Origin of the sequence: Micromonospora sp. NPDC005171 (assembly GCF_040608575.1) — a bacterium.
Taxonomy (GTDB): Bacteria; Actinomycetota; Actinomycetes; order Mycobacteriales; family Micromonosporaceae; genus Micromonospora.
On the sequence record NZ_JBEXIM010000009.1, the window covers coordinates 33,836 to 54,313 of the forward strand.

Annotated in this window: 16 protein-coding genes and 3 pseudogenes; all 19 read right to left on the minus strand. The window is 72.2% G+C overall.

The features are described 5' to 3' along the window. Positions 1-194: 194 nt before the first annotated feature. Positions 195-1,694 carry a potassium/proton antiporter gene (locus ABZU74_RS14565; RefSeq protein ID WP_355423038.1) on the minus strand — a complete coding sequence of 500 codons (1,500 nt, stop codon included), beginning with the start codon at positions 1,692-1,694 and terminating at the stop codon, positions 195-197. Positions 1,695-1,716: 22 nt separating this feature from the next. Next, positions 1,717-2,022, minus strand: a complete 306-nt coding sequence (locus ABZU74_RS14570; protein ID WP_112582742.1) for a DUF167 domain-containing protein — start codon at positions 2,020-2,022, stop codon at positions 1,717-1,719. A gap of 10 nt (positions 2,023-2,032) precedes the next feature. After that, positions 2,033-2,266: pseudogene (locus tag ABZU74_RS14575) on the minus strand (hypothetical protein); the annotation flags it as partial. A gap of 120 nt (positions 2,267-2,386) precedes the next feature. Further along, positions 2,387-2,812, minus strand: a pseudogene (locus tag ABZU74_RS14580) (hypothetical protein); the annotation flags it as partial. A gap of 82 nt (positions 2,813-2,894) precedes the next feature. Continuing rightward, complete coding sequence (locus ABZU74_RS14585; protein WP_036411965.1) at positions 2,895-3,704, minus strand: DivIVA domain-containing protein; 810 nt, start codon at positions 3,702-3,704, stop codon at positions 2,895-2,897. Positions 3,705-3,748: 44 nt separating this feature from the next. Next, positions 3,749-4,054, minus strand: a complete 306-nt coding sequence (locus tag ABZU74_RS14590; RefSeq protein ID WP_030334503.1) for a YggT family protein — start codon at positions 4,052-4,054, stop codon at positions 3,749-3,751. 30 nt (positions 4,055-4,084) lie between these two features. Further along, complete coding sequence (gene sepF / locus ABZU74_RS14595) at positions 4,085-4,777, minus strand: cell division protein SepF (protein WP_355423041.1); 693 nt, start codon at positions 4,775-4,777, stop codon at positions 4,085-4,087. A gap of 191 nt (positions 4,778-4,968) precedes the next feature. Continuing rightward, the gene (locus ABZU74_RS14600; protein WP_355423044.1) at positions 4,969-5,712 is read right to left on the minus strand and encodes a YggS family pyridoxal phosphate-dependent enzyme; all 744 of its coding nucleotides are present in this window, start codon (positions 5,710-5,712) and stop codon (positions 4,969-4,971) included. A 9-nt stretch (positions 5,713-5,721) separates the two neighbouring features. Then, positions 5,722-6,837: a cell division protein FtsZ gene (gene ftsZ, locus ABZU74_RS14605; protein ID WP_110564078.1), complete on the minus strand. Its 1,116-nt coding sequence runs from the start codon at positions 6,835-6,837 to the stop codon at positions 5,722-5,724. A 245-nt stretch (positions 6,838-7,082) separates the two neighbouring features. Then, on the minus strand, positions 7,083-7,901 hold the full coding sequence (locus tag ABZU74_RS14610; RefSeq protein ID WP_355423047.1) for an FtsQ-type POTRA domain-containing protein: 819 nt from the start codon (positions 7,899-7,901) through the stop codon (positions 7,083-7,085). Next, complete coding sequence (gene murC / locus ABZU74_RS14615) at positions 7,898-9,463, minus strand: UDP-N-acetylmuramate--L-alanine ligase (RefSeq protein ID WP_355423050.1); 1,566 nt, start codon at positions 9,461-9,463, stop codon at positions 7,898-7,900. Before murC ends, ABZU74_RS14610 begins: the two co-directional genes overlap by 4 nt. Then, a complete protein-coding gene (gene murG / locus ABZU74_RS14620; RefSeq protein WP_196918907.1) occupies positions 9,460-10,566 on the minus strand; it encodes an undecaprenyldiphospho-muramoylpentapeptide beta-N-acetylglucosaminyltransferase in 1,107 nt (368 codons plus the stop codon). The genes murC and murG overlap by 4 nt, the downstream gene beginning before the upstream one ends. Beyond that, a complete protein-coding gene (locus tag ABZU74_RS14625) occupies positions 10,566-12,005 on the minus strand; it encodes a putative peptidoglycan glycosyltransferase FtsW (protein ID WP_355423347.1) in 1,440 nt (479 codons plus the stop codon). The genes murG and ABZU74_RS14625 overlap by 1 nt, the downstream gene beginning before the upstream one ends. Before the next feature lie 232 nt (positions 12,006-12,237). Then, on the minus strand, positions 12,238-13,362 hold the full coding sequence (gene mraY / locus ABZU74_RS14630; protein WP_279518178.1) for a phospho-N-acetylmuramoyl-pentapeptide-transferase: 1,125 nt from the start codon (positions 13,360-13,362) through the stop codon (positions 12,238-12,240). Next, positions 13,359-14,756: a UDP-N-acetylmuramoyl-tripeptide--D-alanyl-D-alanine ligase gene (gene murF / locus ABZU74_RS14635; protein ID WP_355423055.1), complete on the minus strand. Its 1,398-nt coding sequence runs from the start codon at positions 14,754-14,756 to the stop codon at positions 13,359-13,361. The genes mraY and murF overlap by 4 nt, the downstream gene beginning before the upstream one ends. Beyond that, entirely contained in the window at positions 14,753-16,315 is a 1,563-nt protein-coding gene (locus tag ABZU74_RS14640) for a UDP-N-acetylmuramoyl-L-alanyl-D-glutamate--2,6-diaminopimelate ligase (protein ID WP_355423058.1), read from the minus strand. Before ABZU74_RS14640 ends, murF begins: the two co-directional genes overlap by 4 nt. A gap of 52 nt (positions 16,316-16,367) precedes the next feature. Continuing rightward, on the minus strand, positions 16,368-18,572 hold the full coding sequence (locus tag ABZU74_RS14645; RefSeq protein ID WP_355423061.1) for a penicillin-binding protein 2: 2,205 nt from the start codon (positions 18,570-18,572) through the stop codon (positions 16,368-16,370). 3 nt (positions 18,573-18,575) lie between these two features. Further along, on the minus strand, positions 18,576-19,181 hold the full coding sequence (locus ABZU74_RS14650; protein ID WP_355423064.1) for a hypothetical protein: 606 nt from the start codon (positions 19,179-19,181) through the stop codon (positions 18,576-18,578). A gap of 63 nt (positions 19,182-19,244) precedes the next feature. After that, positions 19,245-20,294 (minus strand): annotated as a pseudogene (gene rsmH / locus ABZU74_RS14655) (16S rRNA (cytosine(1402)-N(4))-methyltransferase RsmH); the annotation flags it as partial. Positions 20,295-20,478 lie beyond the last annotated feature (184 nt).

Consider the following 20,478-nt stretch of genomic DNA (forward strand, 5'->3'; position numbering starts at 1 on the left):
CCGCGGCGCCTGGGTCAGGGGGCGCCGACCAGGGCGTCCCCTATGTACGAAAAGGGGCGCGCAGCGACGATGGCCGCGCACTCCGGAGGTTGGCAAGAATACGGAACGTACAGGCGTCCGACAACGTGCCGCACCGTCGCACCGTCTAACAGCCCCTAGCCCTGCCTAACTGGGGCAAAGGGAACGCTAGCAGATCAATCGACCACCTCATCCCCGTACTCACCAAACCATCGGGCCAGACGACCCCTCCGACTGACCGCCCGCAACCGCCGTTCCGCAGCGTCCCGCACCCCGGCGGTCGCCACGATCAGCAAACTGTCGCCGGTCTTCAACCGGGTGTCAGGTGCGGGCACGAAGCCCACGCCGTCGCGCAGCACCAGGGTCACCGACGCGCCCAGCGGAAGGCGCAGCTCGTCGACGTGCACGCCGGCCAGTCGCGAGCCGGGCGGCACCTCCACCTGGAGCAGGTCCGCCCGCATCCGCTCCAGCGGAGCGGTCTCCACGTGGATCTCGGCGGCCTCGGCCGGCGCGGTCACCCGCAACCGGCGGGCGAAAGGTCCCAGCGTCCCGGTCTGCACCAGCGTGAAGATCACCACCAGCACGAAGACCACGTCGAAGAGCCGCTCCGCGCCGGGCACCCGCTCGGAGAGCGGAATGGTGGCCAGCACGATCGGCACCGCCCCGCGCAGCCCGGCCCAGGACAGGAACGCCTGTTCTCGAAGGCCGACGCGGAACGGCAACGCCGAGACGGCCACCGACAGCGGCCGGGCCAGCAGCACCAGCGCCAGCCCGGCGACCACCGCGGGCAGCACCGCCGTGTCCAGCCGGCCCGGCGAGGCCAGCAACCCGAGCAGCACGAACAACCCGATCTGGGCCAGCCAGGCCAGCCCGTCCGCGAAACCGAGAATCGCCTGCCGGTGCGACAGGCGGGCATTGCCCAGCAACACCCCGGCCACGTAGACGGCAAGGAAGCCCGAGGCGTGCAGAACCGCCCCCGCGGCGTACGCCAGCACGGTGATGCCCACCGCGGCGATCGGGTAGAGCCCGGCCGAGGGCAGCGCTGCCCGGCGCAACGCCCAGGTGCCGGCGACGCCCGCGGCCACCCCCACCGCCGCGCCGGCGCCCAGCTCGTAGCAGACCAACGCGACCTCGTACCACCACGGGTGCGAGAAGCCCTGGTGGGACAGCAACACCACCAGCAGCACCACGGGGGCGTCGTTCATCCCCGACTCGGCCTCGAGGGTCGCCACCAGTCGGGGCGGCAACCGCAGCCGGCGCAGGGTGGCGAAGACGGCCGCCGCGTCGGTGGACGAGAGCACCGCGCCGTAGAGCAGCGCCAACCGCCAGTCCAGGCCCAGCAGCAGGTGCACGGCGACGCCCACCACCACGATGCTGACGATCACGCCGACCGTGGAGAGCGCGGAGGCCAGCCCGAGCACCGGACGCAGCGTGGTCCACCGGGCGGTCAGGCCGCCCTCGGCGATGATCACGATCAGCGCGCAGAAGCCGAGGGTCCGGGTCAGCTCGACGTCGTCGAACCGGATGCCCAGCCCGCCCTCGCCGATCGCCACGCCCAACGCCAGGTAGACCAGGAGGCTGGGCACGCCGAGCCGGGTGGAGAGTCGCACCGCGCCGACCGCGACCAGCAGCACGGCCGCACCGAGCAGCAGCGCGATATCCAACCCGGGCGTCACGGCTGCCTTGCCTGGGCTGTCCTCACTCGGCGGATCCGTCGCGCAGGCGGCGCAGCACCTCGGGCAACTCCGGGCCGGGCCGGTCGACGAGGAAGAGCTTGTCCCGGCTGGCCGCGCCGGCGCGCAGCGACACGGCGGCCGGCCGGACGCCCAACGCGCCGGCCAACGCCCGGCGGGCCGCCTCGGTGGCTCGACCGTCGACGGCCGGGTCGTGGACCGCGATCACGAGGGCGGGCCCGTGCGGGCCGTCGAAGCGACCACCCACCCGGTCCCGGGAGGCGCCCGGCTTCACCCGTACCGCCACGGTGAGCGTGTCCTGCGCGGGCACCGGCACCGCTTCAGATCGGCTGGGCGTCGGCGAGGAGAGCGGTCGCCGGCGCGCAGTGCGCGCACGAGGTGAAGCCGAGTTCCACGGCCTCGGCGACCGGCAACGTCTCGGACTGCCAGCCATCCAGGTGGGGGCAGCCGTCGAGGTGGTAACGGGGGCGGCCGTCGACGACCTCGACGGCGTCGAGCAGTCGTGCCACCCGGGCCGCCTCGGCGGCCGTGATCTGCTGTGCGGCTGGCTCGTCGACCGCCGCGACAGCGGGGTCGAACACGTCGTCGGTCGACGCCGCGATCGGCGACGCCGAGCTGACCGGCCGGGCAGGCGAGGGCTCGTCGTCCGCCGCGGTCACGAACGGGGCAGCCTCGTCGACGCGCGAGTCGAACGGCGCCGCGTCATCGACGCGTGGCGGGTCGAGCGGCGACGCCTCATCGATCGGCGACACATGGTCGACCGGCGACGCGGGTGGTTGCCGCCACCCGGCGCCGCCGGTACCAAACGTCGTGGGCACGTGCTGGGCCGGCACCTCCGGCTCGACCAGCGGCGGCCCGTACGCGACACCCGGTGTGGCCTGGCTGGCCGTGCGGGGTGCGTCGGGGTGTCGCCGGTCGGTCCGGCCGGGATCCGCCATGGCGCGGTTGGCGGCTGCCTGGCGGGCGCCCACCACCAACGCCACGGCAGCCAGCAGGCTGGCCGCGATGGAGATGACCAACAGGAAGCTGGAGCCACCGGCCAGGCCGAGCACCAGTAGCACCACCGCGACGAGGATGAGCAGAAGACTTGCGACTATCACGGCTCACCCCCGCCGCGTCGAACCGTCCAGGCCGGGCCGGCGACCGTCACCATCTCTGCGGACAGCGATCGCCGGCCGGTGCTCAGCGTCCGGCTTCGAGGGCGCCGGAGCGCCCGCCGCCGCCGTACGAACCAGCGAGACCTGCTGCGGCCAGCCCGTTGCCGCCAGCGACCCGGCCGGCTTCGGAGCGGGTCATCTCGGCCTCGAGGCCCTGGCCACGACCGTCGAGGTCACGCAGCTGGCTCTCCAGGTAGGCCTTGAGCCGGGTACGGTACTCGCGCTCGAACTGCTTGAGCTCCTCGATGTGCTTCTGCAGCGCCGTGCGCTTGGCGTCCAGGCCGCCCATGGCCTCCTGGTGCCGCTGGCGGGCGTCCCGCTCAAGGGCGTCAGCCTTCGCGCGCGCCTCCCGGGTCACCTCCTCGGCCTTGCTGCGAGCCTCGGAGAGCAGCTGGTCCGCCTCGCGGCGAGCGTCGGACACGTGGTCGTCGGCGGTGCGCTGGGCCATCATCAGCACGCGCAGGGCCTGCTGCTCACCGTCGCCGGTGACGCCGCCGGCCGGGCCGCCGGTCGCGCGGACCTGCTCCAGCTCGGCCTGCATCGCGCGGGCGGCCTGCTCGGCCGCCGACTTGTCGCGCTGCACCCGGTCCAGTTGGGCCTTGACGTCGTTGAGCTCCGCCGCCAGTCGGGCGTCGCCGCCGGGGCCGGCGGGGGCACCGCCACGGCCGCCGCGCTCCACCTGGGCGCGCAGCTCGTTGTTCTCCTCGATGAGACGGGCGAGCTCGCGCTCGACCTCATCAAGGAAGGCGTCGACCTCCTCCTCGTCATACCCCCGCTTGCCGATCGGCGGCTTTTTGAAGGCGACGTTGTGGACGTCGGCCGGGGTCAGCGGCATCGAAACTCCTCGGGTCAGTTGCGGCCGCGAAAGCGCGTCGGTCATCAGGCAGATGCCCTGATCGACGGCCCTAACACGAACTCCATCAGCACGAACAGGATAACCAGGAGCACAAGGGAGGCCAGGTCGATGCTCACGGTACCAATTCGCAGCGGAGGGATCACACGCCTCAACGCGTTGAGAGGGGGATCAGTGACGCTCCACACGGATTCCAATCCTGCCGATGCTCCACGCCCCGGTTGCCAGCGACGGCCGTACTGCAGGACGGCGCTCAACACGAACCGGGACAGAAGAAGGAGCAGGAAGACATAAAGGATCAGGTACAGCACTTGCAGTAAGATCGACAACACGGTCAGCGACGTCCCTCGGGTCGGGCGGGATCAACTCAGACTGAAAAAGCCGCCCTCAGCGATCTTGGCTTTGTCCTCAGCGGTGACCTGGACATTTGCCGGTGAGAGCAGGAACACCCGATTGGTCACGCGCTCGATCGTACCGCGCAGGCCGAACGCCAGCCCGGCGGCGAAGTCCACCAGACGGCGGGCATCGGCCTCATCCATCTCGGTGAGATTGATGATCACCGGAACCCCGTCGCGGAAGTGCTCGCCGATGGTGCGCGCCTCGCGGTAGGTGGTGGGGTGCAGCGTGGTGATCTGGTAACGCTGCTCCTCCTCGGGCAGGGCCCGCTCGCGCGACGTGACCTGCGGCGCGAGGGCCAGGTTGTCCCGAGTGTGGTAGGTCAGCGCACCGGAGGTCTCGCCCGCCGACGACCGGGTGATCGACCGGACGCTGGACCGCTCGATCCGCTCCGGCCGCTCACCGTCACCGCGCTCGGACTCACTCAACCGCCCGCTCGGGCGCTCGGAGAGCCGACCCCGCCCGGTGTCGCGCGACCGGGGAGCCGGCGGCTCCTCGGTGTCGTCCTCGTCGTCGTCGGCGAACTCCTCGGCGTACCGGCTCTGCCGGTAACGCGAGTCGCGGTAGCCACCCTTGTCGTAGCCACCGTCGTCGTAGGCCCGCTCGTCGTCTTCTTCGACCAGACCGAGCCAGACCCCCGCCTTGCGCAGTGCACCCATCCCGCGCCCTTCCGTCCGCCGTGCGGCACGCGCCCCCGTGCCATGTCGCCCGTCGCGAGTGGACAACCATGCCCATCGGACCGGAACGGCAATCCCCCGGTGCGCGATTCGCGTCGCGCGCCACGACCCCCGACTAGGAGACGCCCGCTCCTGAAACAACACTGATGTAATTTGCTTGTCTCGCGGTCAGGCTACCGCAGCGTGGGACGCATTCCGAGCAACGCGCTACCGACGCGGACATGTGTCGCGCCGTAACGGATCGCGATTTCGAAATCTCCGCTCATACCGGCGGACAACGCGGTGGCTCCCGGATGGACAGCCCGAAACGCGTCGGTCACCTCCGCGAGCCGGGCGAACGCCCGCTCCGGCTCCCACCCCAGCGGAGCGACAGCCATGAGACCGACCAGACGCAGCCCTGGCGCGTCGGCCACCGCCTCGGCCACCGGCTCCAATCCGGAGCCCGGATCCGCCGAGTCGGGCAGGGCTCCGCCCCGGGCCGCGTCGCCGTCGATGCTCACCTGGATCAGTGCGTCGAGCGGCGTCTGCCGGTCGGCGGTCGCGGTGGCCAACGCCCGGGCCAGCCGGACACTGTCGACGGAATGCACCACGTCGGCGTAGCGGACCACCGAGCGGGCCTTGTTGCGCTGCAACTGCCCGATGAAGTGCCACCGGGGACGCGCCCCGGCGGCAGCCACCTCGGCGGCCTTGCCGGCTGCCTCCTGGTCGCGGTTCTCCCCCATGTCGGTCACCCCGAGCCCGGCCAACGCCACCACGTCGCTGGCCGGGTAGGTCTTCGTCACCGCGATCATCGTGACCTCGGCGCGGTCCCGGCCCGCCCGCGCGCAGGCGTCATCGACCCGGGACCGCACCTGTGCCAGACCGGCCGCGAGTTCGGCGTGCCGATCCGGTCCCACAGTGGCTGAGCTGTGGTTCATCGGCGGTGCTCAGGACCCGTTCTTGAGAAAGTCGGGAACGTCCACGTCGTCGAAGAGCACGCGGCGCGGCGACTGGGCCGGAGCCGGGTTGGTGGCCGGGGCCGGCACCGGAGTGCTCTGCGGTGCCGGCTGGTTGGTGTTGGTCTTGCGGGTCGGCTCGGCCGCCTTGTACGCGGGCGTGCCGCCGTCGAAGCCCGCGGCGATGACCGTCACCCGCACCTCGTCACCGAGCGCGTCGTCGATGACCGCGCCAAAGATGATGTTGGCGTCCGGGTGGGCCGCGTCGGTGACCAGCTGGGCGGCGTCGTTGATCTCGAACAGGCCCAGGTCGGAGCCACCGGCGATGGACAGCAGCACGCCCCGCGCGCCGTCCATGCTCTGCTCCAGCAGCGGGCTGGAGATGGCTGCCTCGGCCGCCTCGACCGCGCGGTTCTCGCCGCGGGCGCTGCCGATGCCCATCAACGCGCTGCCGGCGCCGCTCATCACGCTCTTGACGTCGGCGAAGTCCAGGTTGATCAGACCCGGCGTGGTGATCAGGTCGGTGATGCCCTGCACACCCGAGAGCAGCACCTGGTCAGCCGTGCGGAACGCGTCCATCATGCTGATGTTGCGGTCACCCAGGGCCAGCAGCCGGTCATTCGGGATGACGATGAGCGTGTCGCACTGGTTACGGAGTTCGTCTATGCCCGTCTCGGCCTGCACCTGGCGGCGCTTGCCCTCGAAGGAGAACGGCCGGGTCACCACGCCGATGGTCAGCGCGCCGAGCTTGCGGGCGATGTTGGCCACCACGGGCGCGCCGCCGGTGCCGGTGCCGCCGCCCTCACCGCAGGTCACGAAGACCATGTCGGCGCCCTTGAGCACCTCCTCGATCTCGTCGCGGTGGTCCTCGGCGGCGTTCTTCCCGACGTCTGGGTTGGCCCCGGCCCCCAGGCCGCGGGTCAGCTCCCGGCCGACGTCGAGCTTGACGTCGGCGTCGCTCATCAGCAGCGCCTGCGCATCGGTGTTGATCGCGATGAACTCGACGCCCTTGAGCCCAACCTCGATCATCCGGTTGACGGCGTTGACGCCGCCACCCCCGATGCCGACGACCTTGATGACCGCCAGATAGTTGTGCGGAGGTGTCATCTCCGGTCCTTTCCTTCGAGATTGGCTTCGGCCGACCGGGTACGGCGTGGCCAGACCAGCGGCCGACGACAGCTGTCACCAGCGAGGATCAGGGGTAAACCCTAACCCTCTACTAGAGGCTTACAGTTATGTCAACCACTGAAGCTCTTCGAGGCAACGTAAGCGCCACCAAGCGATGAGCCAAGGACCCGGGCGGCGTGTCGCCGGGCGGAGCGCCACGGGTCACCTCCCCGCACGCTCACCGGTCAACGGAAGGTCACCACATCCGGCGCGCTCACGTCGATCCGGTCGGTGTCCTGGTCGAGCAGCGCGGTGGCCACCCGGGCCTTGTCCGTGCCCCGGGTCGCGTCGCCCCAGACCACCGTCCGGTCCCCCCGCAACCGCAGGCTGATCCGGGCCAGCCCCTCCACGTTCACGTCCACCAACTCCGCGCGCAACTGCGGCGTCAACGCGACGAGCACCTCCAGCGCGGCCCGGGTGCCCGGGTCGTCGGCGGCCGGCCGGGCCACCGTCACCTGCGGCAGGTCGGCGGGGCGTCGCTCCACGGTCCGGAACGCCACCCCGCTCCGGTCGACCAGGGCGAACGCCTCACCCTGGGGCACCACCGCCACCGCGGTCCGCTCGGTCACCCGCACCACCAGCGCGCCGGGCCAGTCCCGGGAGACAGTGGCCCGCTCCACCGCCGGCAGCGCGCCGACCCGACGGGCGGCGGCAGCCAGGTCCACCCGGGCCAGCGGCACCCCGTCCGGCACCCCGACCGCGTCGTGCACCTGCACCGGAGTGACCAGGTCGGCACCCTCCACGCGTACCTCCCGCACGCCGAACAGCCCGGTGCCGAGCACCGTCCAGGCGACCATGCCGGCCAGGGCCAGCACCCCGGCGGCCACCGCCCACGGCAACGCCGCCCGCATCCGACGCTGCCGGGCACGGGCCATGAACCGGCGGGTCGAGGGCGGTACCGCGTCGCGACCCGCCCGGACCAGCTGCCACCGCCGGGCCGGACCCCGACGCGGGGCACCGCCGTCGGCCGCGCTGGTCCGCCCTCGGGCCGGGCCGGGACTCATCCGGCCGTGGGCGCCGAGCCGCCAGGCACGGCGGTGCCACCGAGAGCCGCGCCGTCGCCGCCGGACGTGGCCCCACCCGGCACCGGGTCACCGATCGCCGGCGCGGTGGCCACCGGGTCGACGGCCGCGGTCGGCGCCGAGCCGTCCGTACGCTCACCCAGGGCGGCCAGCAGCTCGTCACCCATCAGCGAGATCGGCGGGGCGCCCATGGTGACCACCACGTCCCCCGAGCGCGCGCGACGGGCCACCTCGACCGGGGCCTGCTCCCACGACTCCACGAAGACCTTGCGGTCGGCGGGCAGATCCACCGCCGCGATCAGCGCCGCCGAGCCCTCCCCGGGCTGACGCAACTCACCCGGCCCGAAGACCTCCAACAGCACCACCTCGTCGGCGATGGCCAGCGACTCGGCGATCTCCGCCTGGTTGTCCCGGGTGCGGTACAGCCGGTACGGCTGAAAGACGACGATCAGCCGACCGTCCCCGGCGACCTCCCGAAGCGTCTGCATCGCCAACCTCATCGAGGTCGGATGGTAGGCGTACTCGTCGTAGACCAGCACGCCGTCCGCGACACCCTTGCGCTCGAAGCGCCGTCGCACCCCGGGGAAGACCGCCAGCGCGGCCTCCGCCGCCTCCAGCGGCAGTTCCAGCAGGTACGCGGCCAGCACCGCGGCGGCACTGTTCAGCCCCATGTGCCGTCCCGGCACCGGCAGCCGGAACTCGCCCAGCGACCGGCCGTCGATCGCGGCCAGGTAGCGCACCCCGCGTGCGGAGGAGACCATGTCGGTCAACCGCAGGTCGGCGTCGGCCGCCTCGCCGTAGGTGAAGACCCGCCGCCCCTCGGACCGCAGGCTCTCGGCCAGCCGCTGACCACCCGGGTCGTCGGCGCAGGTGATGATGAACCCGTCCGGGTCGGTGAGGCGGGCGAACTCCACGAACGCCGCCTCCAGCGTCGCGTAGTCGCCGTAGGTGTTCAGGTGGTCCGCCTCGACGTTGGTGATGATCGAGACGTACGGGCGGTAGATGAGGAACGAACGGTCGCTCTCGTCCGCCTCGACCACGAAGTGCTCGCCGGTGCCGTGGTGGGCGCCCGAGCCGACCTCGGAGATCTCTCCACCGATCACGAAGGACGGGTCCACACCGGCCTGCTGGAGCACCATCGTCACCATCGAGGTGGTGGTGGTCTTGCCGTGCGTGCCGGCGACGGCCACCGCTCGACGGCCGGTCATCGCCGCGGCGAGCGCCTCCGAGCGGTGCAGGACGCGCAGGCCGCGCCGACGCGCCTCGACCAGCTCCAGGTGGTCCTGGGGAATGGCCGACGAGTAGACGACGGTGTCCACGCCGTCGAGGTTGGTCACCTCGTGGCTGAGGTGGATGGTGCCGCCGAGCGCCCGCAGGCCCGCCAGCGAAGGCCACTCCCGCAGGTCGCTGCCGGAGACGCGGATGCCGCGGGTGAGCAGCAGCCGGGCCACGCCGAGCATGCCCACCCCGCCCACGCCGATCAGGTGGACGGCGCCCAGGTCCTCGGCGGTGACCGTGCCGGCCGGGGTGAACTGCGCGGTCATCGGGCCACCGCCGCCAGCACGAAGGAACGCAGCGCCTCGTCGCCGTCGCGCCGACCGTACGAAGCGGCGGCGGCTCCCATCGTGTACAGCCGCTGCGGGTCGCGGATGAGCGGGATGACGGTGCGCTCCAGCCAGTCCGGGGTGAGCTCCGCGTCGTCGACCAGCAGCCCGCCGCCGGCCTCCACCACGGGCAGCGCGTTGCGCCGCTGCTCCTGGTTGCTGTGCGGGTACGGCACGTAGATCGTGGGCAGCCCGATCGCGGCCACCTCGGCGACTGTCATCGCCCCGCCCCGGGCAAGCATCAGGTCGGCGGCGGCGTAGCCCAACTCCATCTCCGACAGGTACGGCAGCGTCACGTACGGCACCGGCAGGTCGGTGGGGATCGGCACCGGCTCGTTGCGGGCGCCCATCACGTGCAGCACCTGCACGCCGTTGCGGGCCAACTCCTTGGCCGCTCCGGAGACCGCCAGGTTGATCGAACGGGCGCCGGACGAGCCGCCGGACACGAAGAGCACCGGCAGGTCCGGGCGGAGCCCGAAATGGGCGCGGGCGGCGTTGCGCAGCGCGTACCGGTCCAGACCGGTGATGGCGCGGCGCAGCGGCACCCCGACCACTGTCGCGTCCCGCAGCGACTCGGCCTGGCTCGGCTGATTCGGGAAGCCGACGGCGACGTTCTTGGTGAACTTCATGCCCAGCCGGTTGGCCACGCCCGGTGGCACGTTCACCTCGTGGATCACCATGGGCAGCTCACGACGCCAGGCAGCCAGGTAGGCCGGCACCGCGACGTACCCGCCGAAGCCGACGACCACGTCGGCGCGCACCTCGTCGATCACCTTGCCCGCGGCGCGCGCCGCGGTCCACATCCGACCCGGGGTGCGGACCAGGTTCATGTTGACCGACCGGGGCAGCTGGTACGCCGGGATCTGTCGCAGGTCGTAGCCCTGCGGCGGGATCAGGTCGTTCTCCATCCCCCGGGGTGTGCCGAGGCAGGTGATCCGGACGCCCGGGTCGTGTCGGCGCAGGCAGTCGGCGAAGGCGAGCAGCGGGTAGACGTGCCCCCCGGTGCCACCTCCCGCGAGCACCACCGAACGCAGCGGACCCATCAGCGTCTCCTCTCGCTCGCCGTGCCCCCGCGGCTGCGGTCCTGTCGGACCCCGCGCGGCGCGGCCTGATCGTCATGGCGCCGCTCGCGGGACCGGGGCACGGACCCTCGGCCAGCGGGCGGCGTCGCCGGTCGGCGACGCCGGCCGGGAAGCGGCGGCAACGGGGCCCAGAGTAGTCGGACCCACCTGGCCGGCGGACGGGCATGCAGTGCTCTGGCCGCGTCGGGTTCGGCGCGGGCGAAGGAGGCCAGCATGCCGATGCCTGCCAACGTCACCACCAGCGCACTTCCGCCGTCGGAGATGAACGGCAGCGGCAGGCCGGTGATCGGCAGCAGCCCGACCACCCCACCGATGTTGATCACAGCCTGGCTGACCAGCCAGGTGGTCACGGCGGTGGCGGCGAGCCGACGGAACGGGTCGTCGACCCGCCGGGCGATCCGGAACCCGGTGTACGCGATGACCGCGAACAGGGTGAGCACCACGACGCACCCGATCACGCCCAACTCCTCGGCGATGATCGCGAAGATGAAGTCGTTGTGCGCCTCGGGCAGCCAGTCCCACTTCAGGCTGCCCTTGCCCAGCCCGACACCGAACCAGCCACCGTGCTCGATGGCCAGCCGCCCCTGGTAGAACTGGAGGCAGTCGTTGAGTTTGCAGGTCTCCGGGTCCGGTGGATTGAAGAACATGTCCAGCCGGGCGAGCCGGTAGTTGTCCTCGCCGCGCTCTCCGGAGCCGGCGCCCAGCGAGGCCACACCGACCAGCAGGCCGATCCCGATCAGACCGGCCGTGGCCAGGGCGCCGAAGACCCGCATCCGCACCCCGGCGGCCCAGAGCAGGCCGACCACCAGGGCCAGCAGACAGAGCATCGTGCCCGTGTCGTTGTAGCCGACCAGGACGAAGAGCAGGCCGACCACCGGGAAGAGCGGGGTGGCCAGCTCACGCCACCACCCCAGCGCGGCGCCCTTGCGGGCGACGAGGTGCGCACCCCAGAGCACCATCGCGAACTTGGCCAGCTCGGACGGTTGTAGCTGGATCCCGCCGATGAACAGCCAGTTCAGGCGGGCTTCGATCGGGCCGATCTGCCCTGAATCCTGGTTGGTCAGCCGTGCGTAGGCGACCAGCAGGTTGAGCACCACCAGCAGGGCGACCGAGGTGAACAGCAGCGGCCGGCCCAGCGACCGGTAGGTGCTGGCCGGCAGGCGCTGGCAGACCCAGAACGCGCCGATGCCGATCACCGCGAAGATGGCCTGCTTGGTCACCGAGGCCGAGGCGTTGCCGTCCTCGGCGTAGTCCTTCACGCTGGTCGCCGAGAAGACCATGGTCAGCCCGATCAGCAACAGCAGGCCGGCGCAGGACAGCAGCAGATAGTAGGAGGTCAGCGGCCGGTCCAGCAGGCCGCGCAGCGCGGCGAGCCCGCCGGCCGCGTCGATACCGCGCAGCGGCGCGGGAGCCGCCGGTTCCGCCGCACGCGCCGCCGCGCCCGGTTCCGGCCCCCGCGCGTCGTCGGTCGGTGCCACCGCCTCCGCGGTACGCCCCGCCGCGCCCGGCGACCGCCGCGCCCGCCCGCCTGCCCTGCCCTCAGTGCCGATGTCCTCCCCCACCCCGACATCATCACCGCTAAACACGCCCGACACCCCCAGAACGCCCCCTCGGGCGTGTCGGCCCCGCGGATCAGGTCATGTTGGCGAGGAACTCGCTGTAGAACAGGCCCAGGGCGATGGCCACGCCGATACCGGCGATGATCCAGAAGCGCACCACGATGTTGACCTCGCTCCAGCCGGCCAGCTCGAAGTGGTGCTGGAGCGGAGACATCCGGAACACCCGTTTACCAGTGGTCTTGAAGGAGATGATCTGGATCACCACGGACATCGTGATGATCACGAAGAGCCCGCCGATGATCGGCAGCAGCAGGATGGTGCGGGTGGACATCGCCATGCCGGCGATCAGACCGCCCAGCCCCAGCGCCCCGGTGTCGCCCATGAAGATCCGTGCCGGGGACGTGTTCCACCAGAGGAAGCCCACACAGGCCCCGGCCGCCGCCCCGGCTATCAGCGCGATCTCCAACGGGTCGCGGACCTCGTAGCAGTACGGCTGGGTGTAGCTCGGGTCGGCGCACCAGTGCCGGTACTGCCAGAACGCGATGAGCGCGTACGCGGCGAGCACCATCACCGACGCGCCGGTGGCCAGGCCGTCCAAGCCGTCGGTGAGGTTGACGCCGTTCGTCGCGGCCATCACCACGAAGATGAAGATGATCACCGCGCCGACCTTGCTGACCTCCAGGAAGTCGATGTCCCGGATGAAGCTCAGCGTGGTGCTGCCCACCGTCTCGGTGTTGGTCGCCAGGCCCGAACCGTTGGTCATCGTGCTCGGGAACCACAGCGCGATCACCCCGAAGACCGCACCGACCAGGATCTGCCCGAGCAACTTGCCGCGCTTGTTCAGCCCGGCGCTGTTGCGCTTGCGCACCTTGAGGAAGTCGTCGAGGAAACCCACAGCCCCGGAGAAGACCATCAGCCCCAGCAGCACCAGGGCGGTGATGGTCGGCTCCACCTGGGCGATCTGCTGGTCCGGCAGGGTGGTCAGGGCGAGGTGCCCGGCCACGTACGCGATCACCGTGGCCAGGATGAAGACCACGCCACCCATCGTGGGCGTGCCCTTCTTGCCCTGGTGCATGGCGGGGCCGTCGGACCGGATCGGCTGACCGGCCTTCAGCCGGGTGAACACCTTGATCGCGATCGGGGTGCAGAAGAGCGAGACGAGGAAGGCCACCCCGATGGCGACGATGACCGCCCTCATCGGGTCGACTCCCCACCGGCGTCGGCGCGCAGGGCGTCGGCCACCTCCCAGGTCCGGTACCGGGAGCCCTTGACCAGGACGACGTCGCCCGGTCGTAGCTCGCTCCGCAGCACCTCGACGGCCGCCGCCTGATCGGTGAGCAGCACCGACTCTCCTCCCCAGTTTGCTACCGCTGTCGCGCCTTCGTGGATCGGCGCGGCCGGCTCACCCACCACGAGCAGCCGGTCGACACCCAGCTCGGCCGCGAGTTGGCCGACCTCGGCGTGGCCGTCGTACTCGAACGGGCCCAGCTCGGCCATGTAACCAAGCACCGCGACGGTACGCCGCCCCTGGCCCATGCTCGCCAGCGCCCGTACCGCTACCGCCATCGAGGCCGGGTTGGCGTTGTACGAGTCGTCGATCACGGTCACCCCGTCGGGGCGGTCGAAGACGTCCATCCGTCGGGTCGAGACCAACCCCAGCTCGCCGAGGGCCGTGGCCAGCTCGGCCAGCGGCATGCCCAGCTCCCGGGCGACCGCCGCCGCCGCGAGCGTGTTCCAGACCTGGTGGCGGCCGGCCAGCCGGAGCCGCACCGGCGCGCGACCCTCCGGGGTGACCAGGGTGTACGACGGGTGCCCCCGCTCGTCCAGCGTGACGTCCTCGGCGCGCACGTCGGCGTCCGGCGCCTCGCCGTAGCGGACCACCCGGGCCCGCGTGCGGCTCGCCATCGCGTCCACCCGGGGGTCGTCGGCGTTCAGCACGGCCAGCCCGTCCGGCGGCAGCGCCTCGACCAGCTCACCCTTGGCCAGGGCGATGATGTCCTGCGAGCCGAACTCGCCGATGTGCGAGGTGCCGACGTTGAGCACCACGGAGATCCGGGGCGGCACCAGCTCGCACAGGTACCGCACGTGCCCGACCCCGCGCGCACCCTTCTCCATCACCAGGTAGCGGGTGTCCGGGTCAGCCTGCAGGGCAGTGTACGGGTGCCCCAACTCGTTGTTGAACGAGCCGGGGGGCGCCACAGTGGCCCCGAGTCGGGCGGTGAGCTGACCGATCAGGTCTTTCGTGGTGGTCTTGCCGGACGAGCCGGTCACGCCGATCACGGTCAGCCCGGGCAGCCGGTCCACAGCGGCGCGGGCCAGCCGGCCCATCGCGGTGAGGGCGTCGTCGACAAGCACCATCGGCACGCCGGGCACCTCCCGGCTGCCGAGCACCGCCACCGCGCCGGCCTGGATCGCCGTCGCCGCGTAGTCGTGCCCGTCGACCTTCTCCCCCGGGAAGGCCACGAAGAGCGAACCGGGACCCACCTTGCGCGAGTCGAACTCCACCGAACCGGTGACGGTGGCGGCCGGGTCGGCGGCCACCAGCCGGCCGTCGACCGCCGCGGCCACCTCGGCCAGGCTCAGCGTGATCACCGCTGGCCCGCCAGGTCCCCGAAGCGGGCCCGCAGCGCCTCGGCCAACTCGATGCTGTCGTCGAACGGAAGCACCTGGCCCGCCACCTCCTGGCCGCGCTCGTGTCCCTTGCCGAGCAGCGCGATCACGTCGCCCGGCTCGGCCAGCCGCACCGCCTCGTCGATCGCGGCGCGGCGGCCCGCCACCTCGACGATCCGAGCGGCCGTGCCGGCCCGGTACGCCCCGGCGAGCACCTCGGCGCGGATCTCCCCCGGGTCCTCCGTGCGCGGGTTGTCGTCGGTCACCAGCACCACGTCGGCTCCCTCCGCGGCGGCGGCGCCCATCACCGGCCGCTTGCCCCGATCCCGGTCCCCACCGGCGCCGATCACACAGATCAGTCGGCCGGCGCTCAACTCCCGCAGCGCGGCCAGCGCGGCCACGATCGCGTCCGACTTGTGCGCGTAGTCGACCACCCCGCGCACCGGCGCGGCCACGTCGACCAGCTCCAGCCGGCCCGGGACGCCACCGCAGGAGGCCACACCTGCCGCTGCGGTCACCGGGTCCACCCCGGCGCCGACCAGTGCGGCGATGGCCAGCAGCGCGTTGGCCACGTTGTGCCGGCCGGGCAGCGCGACGCCGGCGGACACTGCCACGCCGTTCGGGCCGTGCGCGGTGAACCGCTGGGCGTACCCCTCGCCGCTCACACCGTCGGCCCACCAGGTCGCGCCCTGGTCGCCGACCGCCGAGTAGGTGACAGTGGCCGGCTTGAGCAGCGGCTTCAACGCCGGGTCGTCGTGGTTGAGCACCTCGACCGCGCAGCGCCCGTCGAAGAGCTGGGCCTTCGCCGCGAAGTAGTCGTCGCTGTCGGCGTGGAAGTCCAGGTGGTCGGAGCCGAAGTTGGTGTAGCCCCCGACGGCGAACCGCACACCGCCCACCCGGCCCATGGCGAGTGCGTGGCTGGAGACCTCCATCACCACGGCGGTGACCCCACGCTCGCGGGCGGTGGCCAGCATGGCGTGCAGGTCGGTCGCCTCGGGGGTGGTGCGGACGCTGTCGATCACCAGGTCACCGAGCCGGGTCTCCACCGTGCCGACCAGGCCGGTGGTGTGCCCGGCGGCCCGCAGCCCCGACTCGATCAGGTACGCGGTGGACGTCTTGCCGGCGGTGCCGGTCACCCCGATCACTGTGAGCTCGGCGGTGGGATCGCCGTACACGGCCGAGGCCAGCTCGCCGAGCACGGCGCGCGGGTCGGGCACCACAAGGGCGGGCAGCCCGGTCGCCGCCGCCAGCTCCGCACCGGCCGGGTCGGTCAGCAGGGCCACCGCACCCGCCTCGGCGGCGCCGGCGGCGAACTCCGCGCCGTGCCGACGGGCACCGGGCAGCGCCGCGTAGAGGTCGCCGGGGCGAACCTCCTGGCTGGCGTGGGTGACCCCGGTGACGACCACCGTGTCGGCGTCCGCCGGAAGGTCGACGGCGAGCCGGACGGCGAGATCACCGAGCCGGACTCCGGTCACGGTACGTGGACGTGGATTGCCGGGCACGGCGTCAGACCCTACCCGGTCGTCCGGTTCCGGCCGCACAGCCGCCCCGGTGGTTCGTCGGCACTCACCGATGATGTCCCGCCATCGCTGCTCAGCGCGGATAGACCACGAACTTGGGCGCGGATCCCCCGGTGGACGGCGGCACCCGGTAGTGGCGCAGAGTGAACTGCATCATGTCCCGGAACGCCGGCGCGGCGATCGCCGCACCCCCACCGTTGGGCGCGTACGCGAAGACGGCGATCACGTATCGGGGGTTCTCGGCGGGGGCCATCCCGATGAACGAGGACACCTCACCGGGCTGCTTCTTGCCGTTCACCAGCCGCCACCCGGTGCCGGTCTTGCCGGCGACCCGGTAACCAGGGACCGCGGCGGCCAGACCGGTGGCGCGGTCGACGGTGGTGACCGCCTCCAGCATGGTGCGCAGCGCCGCCGCGTTCTGCGGGCTGAGCACCGACCGGGTCACCGGGGCCGGCGCGGGGGTGCGCTTGCCGTCCGGGCCGATCACCTCCTTGACCAGGTGCGGCTGCACGTACGTGCCGTTGTTGGCGATGGCGGCGTACGCGGCGGCCATCTGCAACGGGGTGGCGTCGACGCTGTGCCCGATCGGCACCGACCCGTACGACGACCCGCTCCACTCGTCGGCCGGCAGCAGTCGCCCGCTGGCCTCCCCGGGCATCCCCTCACCGGTGGGCTTGCCCAGCCCGAACCGCTTCTGGTAGTCGATCAGCCGGTCCCGGCCGAGCCGGTCGGCGATGGTGATGGTGCCGACGTTCGACGAGTAGGCGAGCATTCCCGGGATGCTCATCCGCTTGCCGTCGGCCGGATGCGTGTCGGAGAACCAGGTGTCTCCCATCTTGATGCTGTTGGCGATGGGCAGCGCAGTGTCCGGGGTGATCACCCCCTCCTGCAACGCCGCGCCGTAGGTGATCGCCTTGTGCACCGAGCCGGGGTCGACCACGAAGCTGGTCGCGGCGTCCTCCCGGGCGACCGGGTCGCTGGGCGTCGGCTTCGCCGCGTTGTAGGTGGGGTTGCTGGCCTGGGCCAGCACCGCGCCGGTGGGAATCTCGATGATCACCGCCGCGCCGGTGCCACCCGGCGCCTGGGCCATGCCCGCGCTGAGGATCTGCTGCGTCCGGAACTGCAGGTCGCCGTTGATGGTGAGGGCGAGTGAGCTGCCCGGCTTCGCGAGCGTGGTCCGGCTGTAGCCGCCGGGGATCGGCGCGGCGAGGTCACCGAGGCCGGCCTCGTAGACCCGCTTGCCGTCCTGACCGGCGAGCACGTCGTCGTAGCGGGCCTCCAGCCCTTCCAACCCGTTCATGTCCTGGCTGGTGAAGCCGATCAGGTTGGCCGCCAGGTCACCGCCGGGCACCTCACGGCGCTCGTCGCGGTGCACCCCGATGCCGGGTAGCTCCAGCGCCTGCACCCGCTTGGCGGTCGGAATCTCCACTCCCCGGGCCAGGTAGGCGAACGTGGAGTCGATGCCGTTCTCCAGCTTGCGCGGCTTCATCAACTCCATGAGCTTCGACACCGGGATGCCGAGCAGCGGGGAGAGCGCCTTCGCGGTGCCAGCCCGGTCCTTGACCTCGGTCGGGTCGGCGTACACGTACCGCGCCTCGACGCTGCGGGCCAGCGGCGCGCCCGTGCTGTCGTAGATCGCGCCGCGCGGCGCCGGCAGCTCGACCGTGCGGGTGCGGTCGGTGACGCCGCCCCCGGCGTACGCCGGCGCGTCGACCGCCTGGAGGAAGATCAGCCGGATCCCGATGACGGCGAACAGGGTCAGCGCGAGCACGGTGCCCAACCGCAGCCGCAGCCGTGAGTCGGCAAGCTTCGGCGGGCGCCGTGGCTTGCGGATCGGCCGCCGGGCCGGTCGGTCGGCGCGACGTGGCGCGCGGGGCGTGGTCCGGCGACGCGGCGGCGGCTCGTCCCCACCCGCGCCGCGGGGGGTACGCGGCGCGACGGTGCGCACCACCCCACCGCGTCCGGCGGCCGGAGCGTCGCGCCGGCCGGCCCGGGCGGCGGCCCGGCCGCCGTCGAGCACCTGCAAGGCCGGCCGGAACGGGTCACCGGAGCGGGTGCTGCGCGGGGTACGCCGCTGCTCGGCACCCTGGCCGCGCGCTGGCGTGGCGCGCTCCTCGCGGACCGTCCGACCCCTCGGGGTGTACGCCCGAGCGCCGGAGATGCCCCCGATGCCCGGCTCGCCGGTGCGTGGCTCGCCGTCACCGGACCTGGCGTCACGTGCAGAACCGCGCCGGGACCCCGTAGGGTCCCGGCGCGGCTCGTCCGACCTTGGTGGCACCGGTCAGCCTCCCGCACCCTGGCTGGTCACCGACGGCTGGCCGGTCGCCGGCTGCGGCACGCCGATGGTCTTGCCGTCCGGCAGCCGGATGTAGCCCGGCTCGCCCGCGTCCACCAGGCCCAGCCGCCGCGCCTCGGCGGTCAGGTTGCCCGGCGCCTTGAACTCGGCGATCTGCTTGTCCAGTTGCTGCTTCTCCAGGTCCAGTCGAGTCTGCTGCTGCTGCAACCGCTCGAGCCGGAACGCGTTCTCATTGATCTTGGTGTTGACCGCCAGGATGCCCAGCACCCCACCGACCACCAGCACCACGATCAGGGCCGCGAACGGCGCACGCGGCACCGAGATCGGCGGCGGCGGCGCCACCCGCAGCCGCGGCGGGCGGGCGGTGGTGGCACTGGCGGCCTTCTCGACCGGCCGCAGCGCGGCGGTGCCCTGGGTCGGGAACTCGCGCGCCCCCCGGGCGCGAGTCTCCCCCTGCCGGTTCACTCGATCGATGCGTGGCGTACCGTTTCCGAGGCGCGGAGCCCGCTCCGCCGCGGTCCGGCCCCCCGACCGCGGTGCGCGCTGCCCGCCGCCGGTGACGTCCCGGCGGTCGCGCTTGTCAATGCTCATGTCCCTCCCCCTCAACATCCGTCCCTCTAGCCGTCCTCGGTGCCCCTGACCCCCCACGGATCAGGCGGACCCAGTGCCCGGTTGGTGCATTCCCTTCACCCGTCGGCGAGACCGTTCGCGGTCGGTCCGCCCTTGCTCTGTCGCGTTCGGGTCGAGTCGCTCCGCGGCCCGCAGCCGCACCGAGGCGGCCCGCGGGTTCGCGGCGACCTCCGCCTCCCCGGGCAGTTCGGCGCCCCGGCTGAGCAGCCGGAACGTCGGACCGGACCCGGGAAGCTCGACCGGGAGGTCGATCGGGCCCTTACTGCGGACCCGATCCGTGAGGGCCGCCTTGGTGAGCCTGTCCTCCAGCGAGTGGTAGGACAGGACCACCATGCGACCGCCCACGGTCAGTGCGTCTAGCGCGGATGGCAACGCTGTCTCCAGCGCTGCCAGCTCTTTGTTTACCTCGATCCGCAAAGCCTGAAACGTTCTCTTTGCCGGGTGCCCACCCGTTCGTCGGGCTGGTGCCGGGATGGAGTCCCGAACCAGCTCCGCCAGAAGCGCGGACGAGGTGATCCGGGCCCGCTCCCGCTGCCGGATGATCGCCGAGGCGATCCGACCGGCGAACTTCTCCTCGCCGTAGACCCGCAGCACCCGGGCCAGGTCCGGATGCGCGTACGTGTTGACCACCTCTTCGGCGGTCACCCCCCGGGTCTGGTCCATCCGCATGTCCAGCGGAGCATCCTGGGCGTACGCGAACCCGCGGTCGGGTGCGTCCAACTGCAACGACGAGACACCCAGGTCGAACAGGATGCCGTCGATGGCCGGATAGCCCAGCCGGTCCAGCACGTCGGGCAACTCGTCGTAGACGGCGTGCTCCAGGTGCACCCGATCGGCGAACCGGGCCAGTCGGACCCGCGCGTGGGCGAGCGCCTCGGTGTCCCGGTCGAGCCCGATCAGGACCGTCTCCGGATGCGCCTCCAGCACCGCCTCCGCGTGCCCGGCCAGGCCGAGCGTCGCGTCGACGTGGACCGTCCGGCCGCCTCGACCCAGCGCGGGGGCCAGCAGCTCGAGACACCGCTCGAGCAGCACCGGCACGTGCGTGCCGCGCAACTCCCCCATGATGACCCCCACTGGTTGAAACGTCCGTTCTTCTCGTGCGCCTGTCGTCGGACGGCGCTGCCGTCGTACCGCCAGATCCCCATCCGCTCCCGCCTGACACCGGGCCGTCGCCCAATGACTGGATCGTGCGCCTGGCACCGGGGAAGTGATGCCAGGAACTCGAAAGCGGCTGGAGATCTCGCAGTACGTCGGGCGC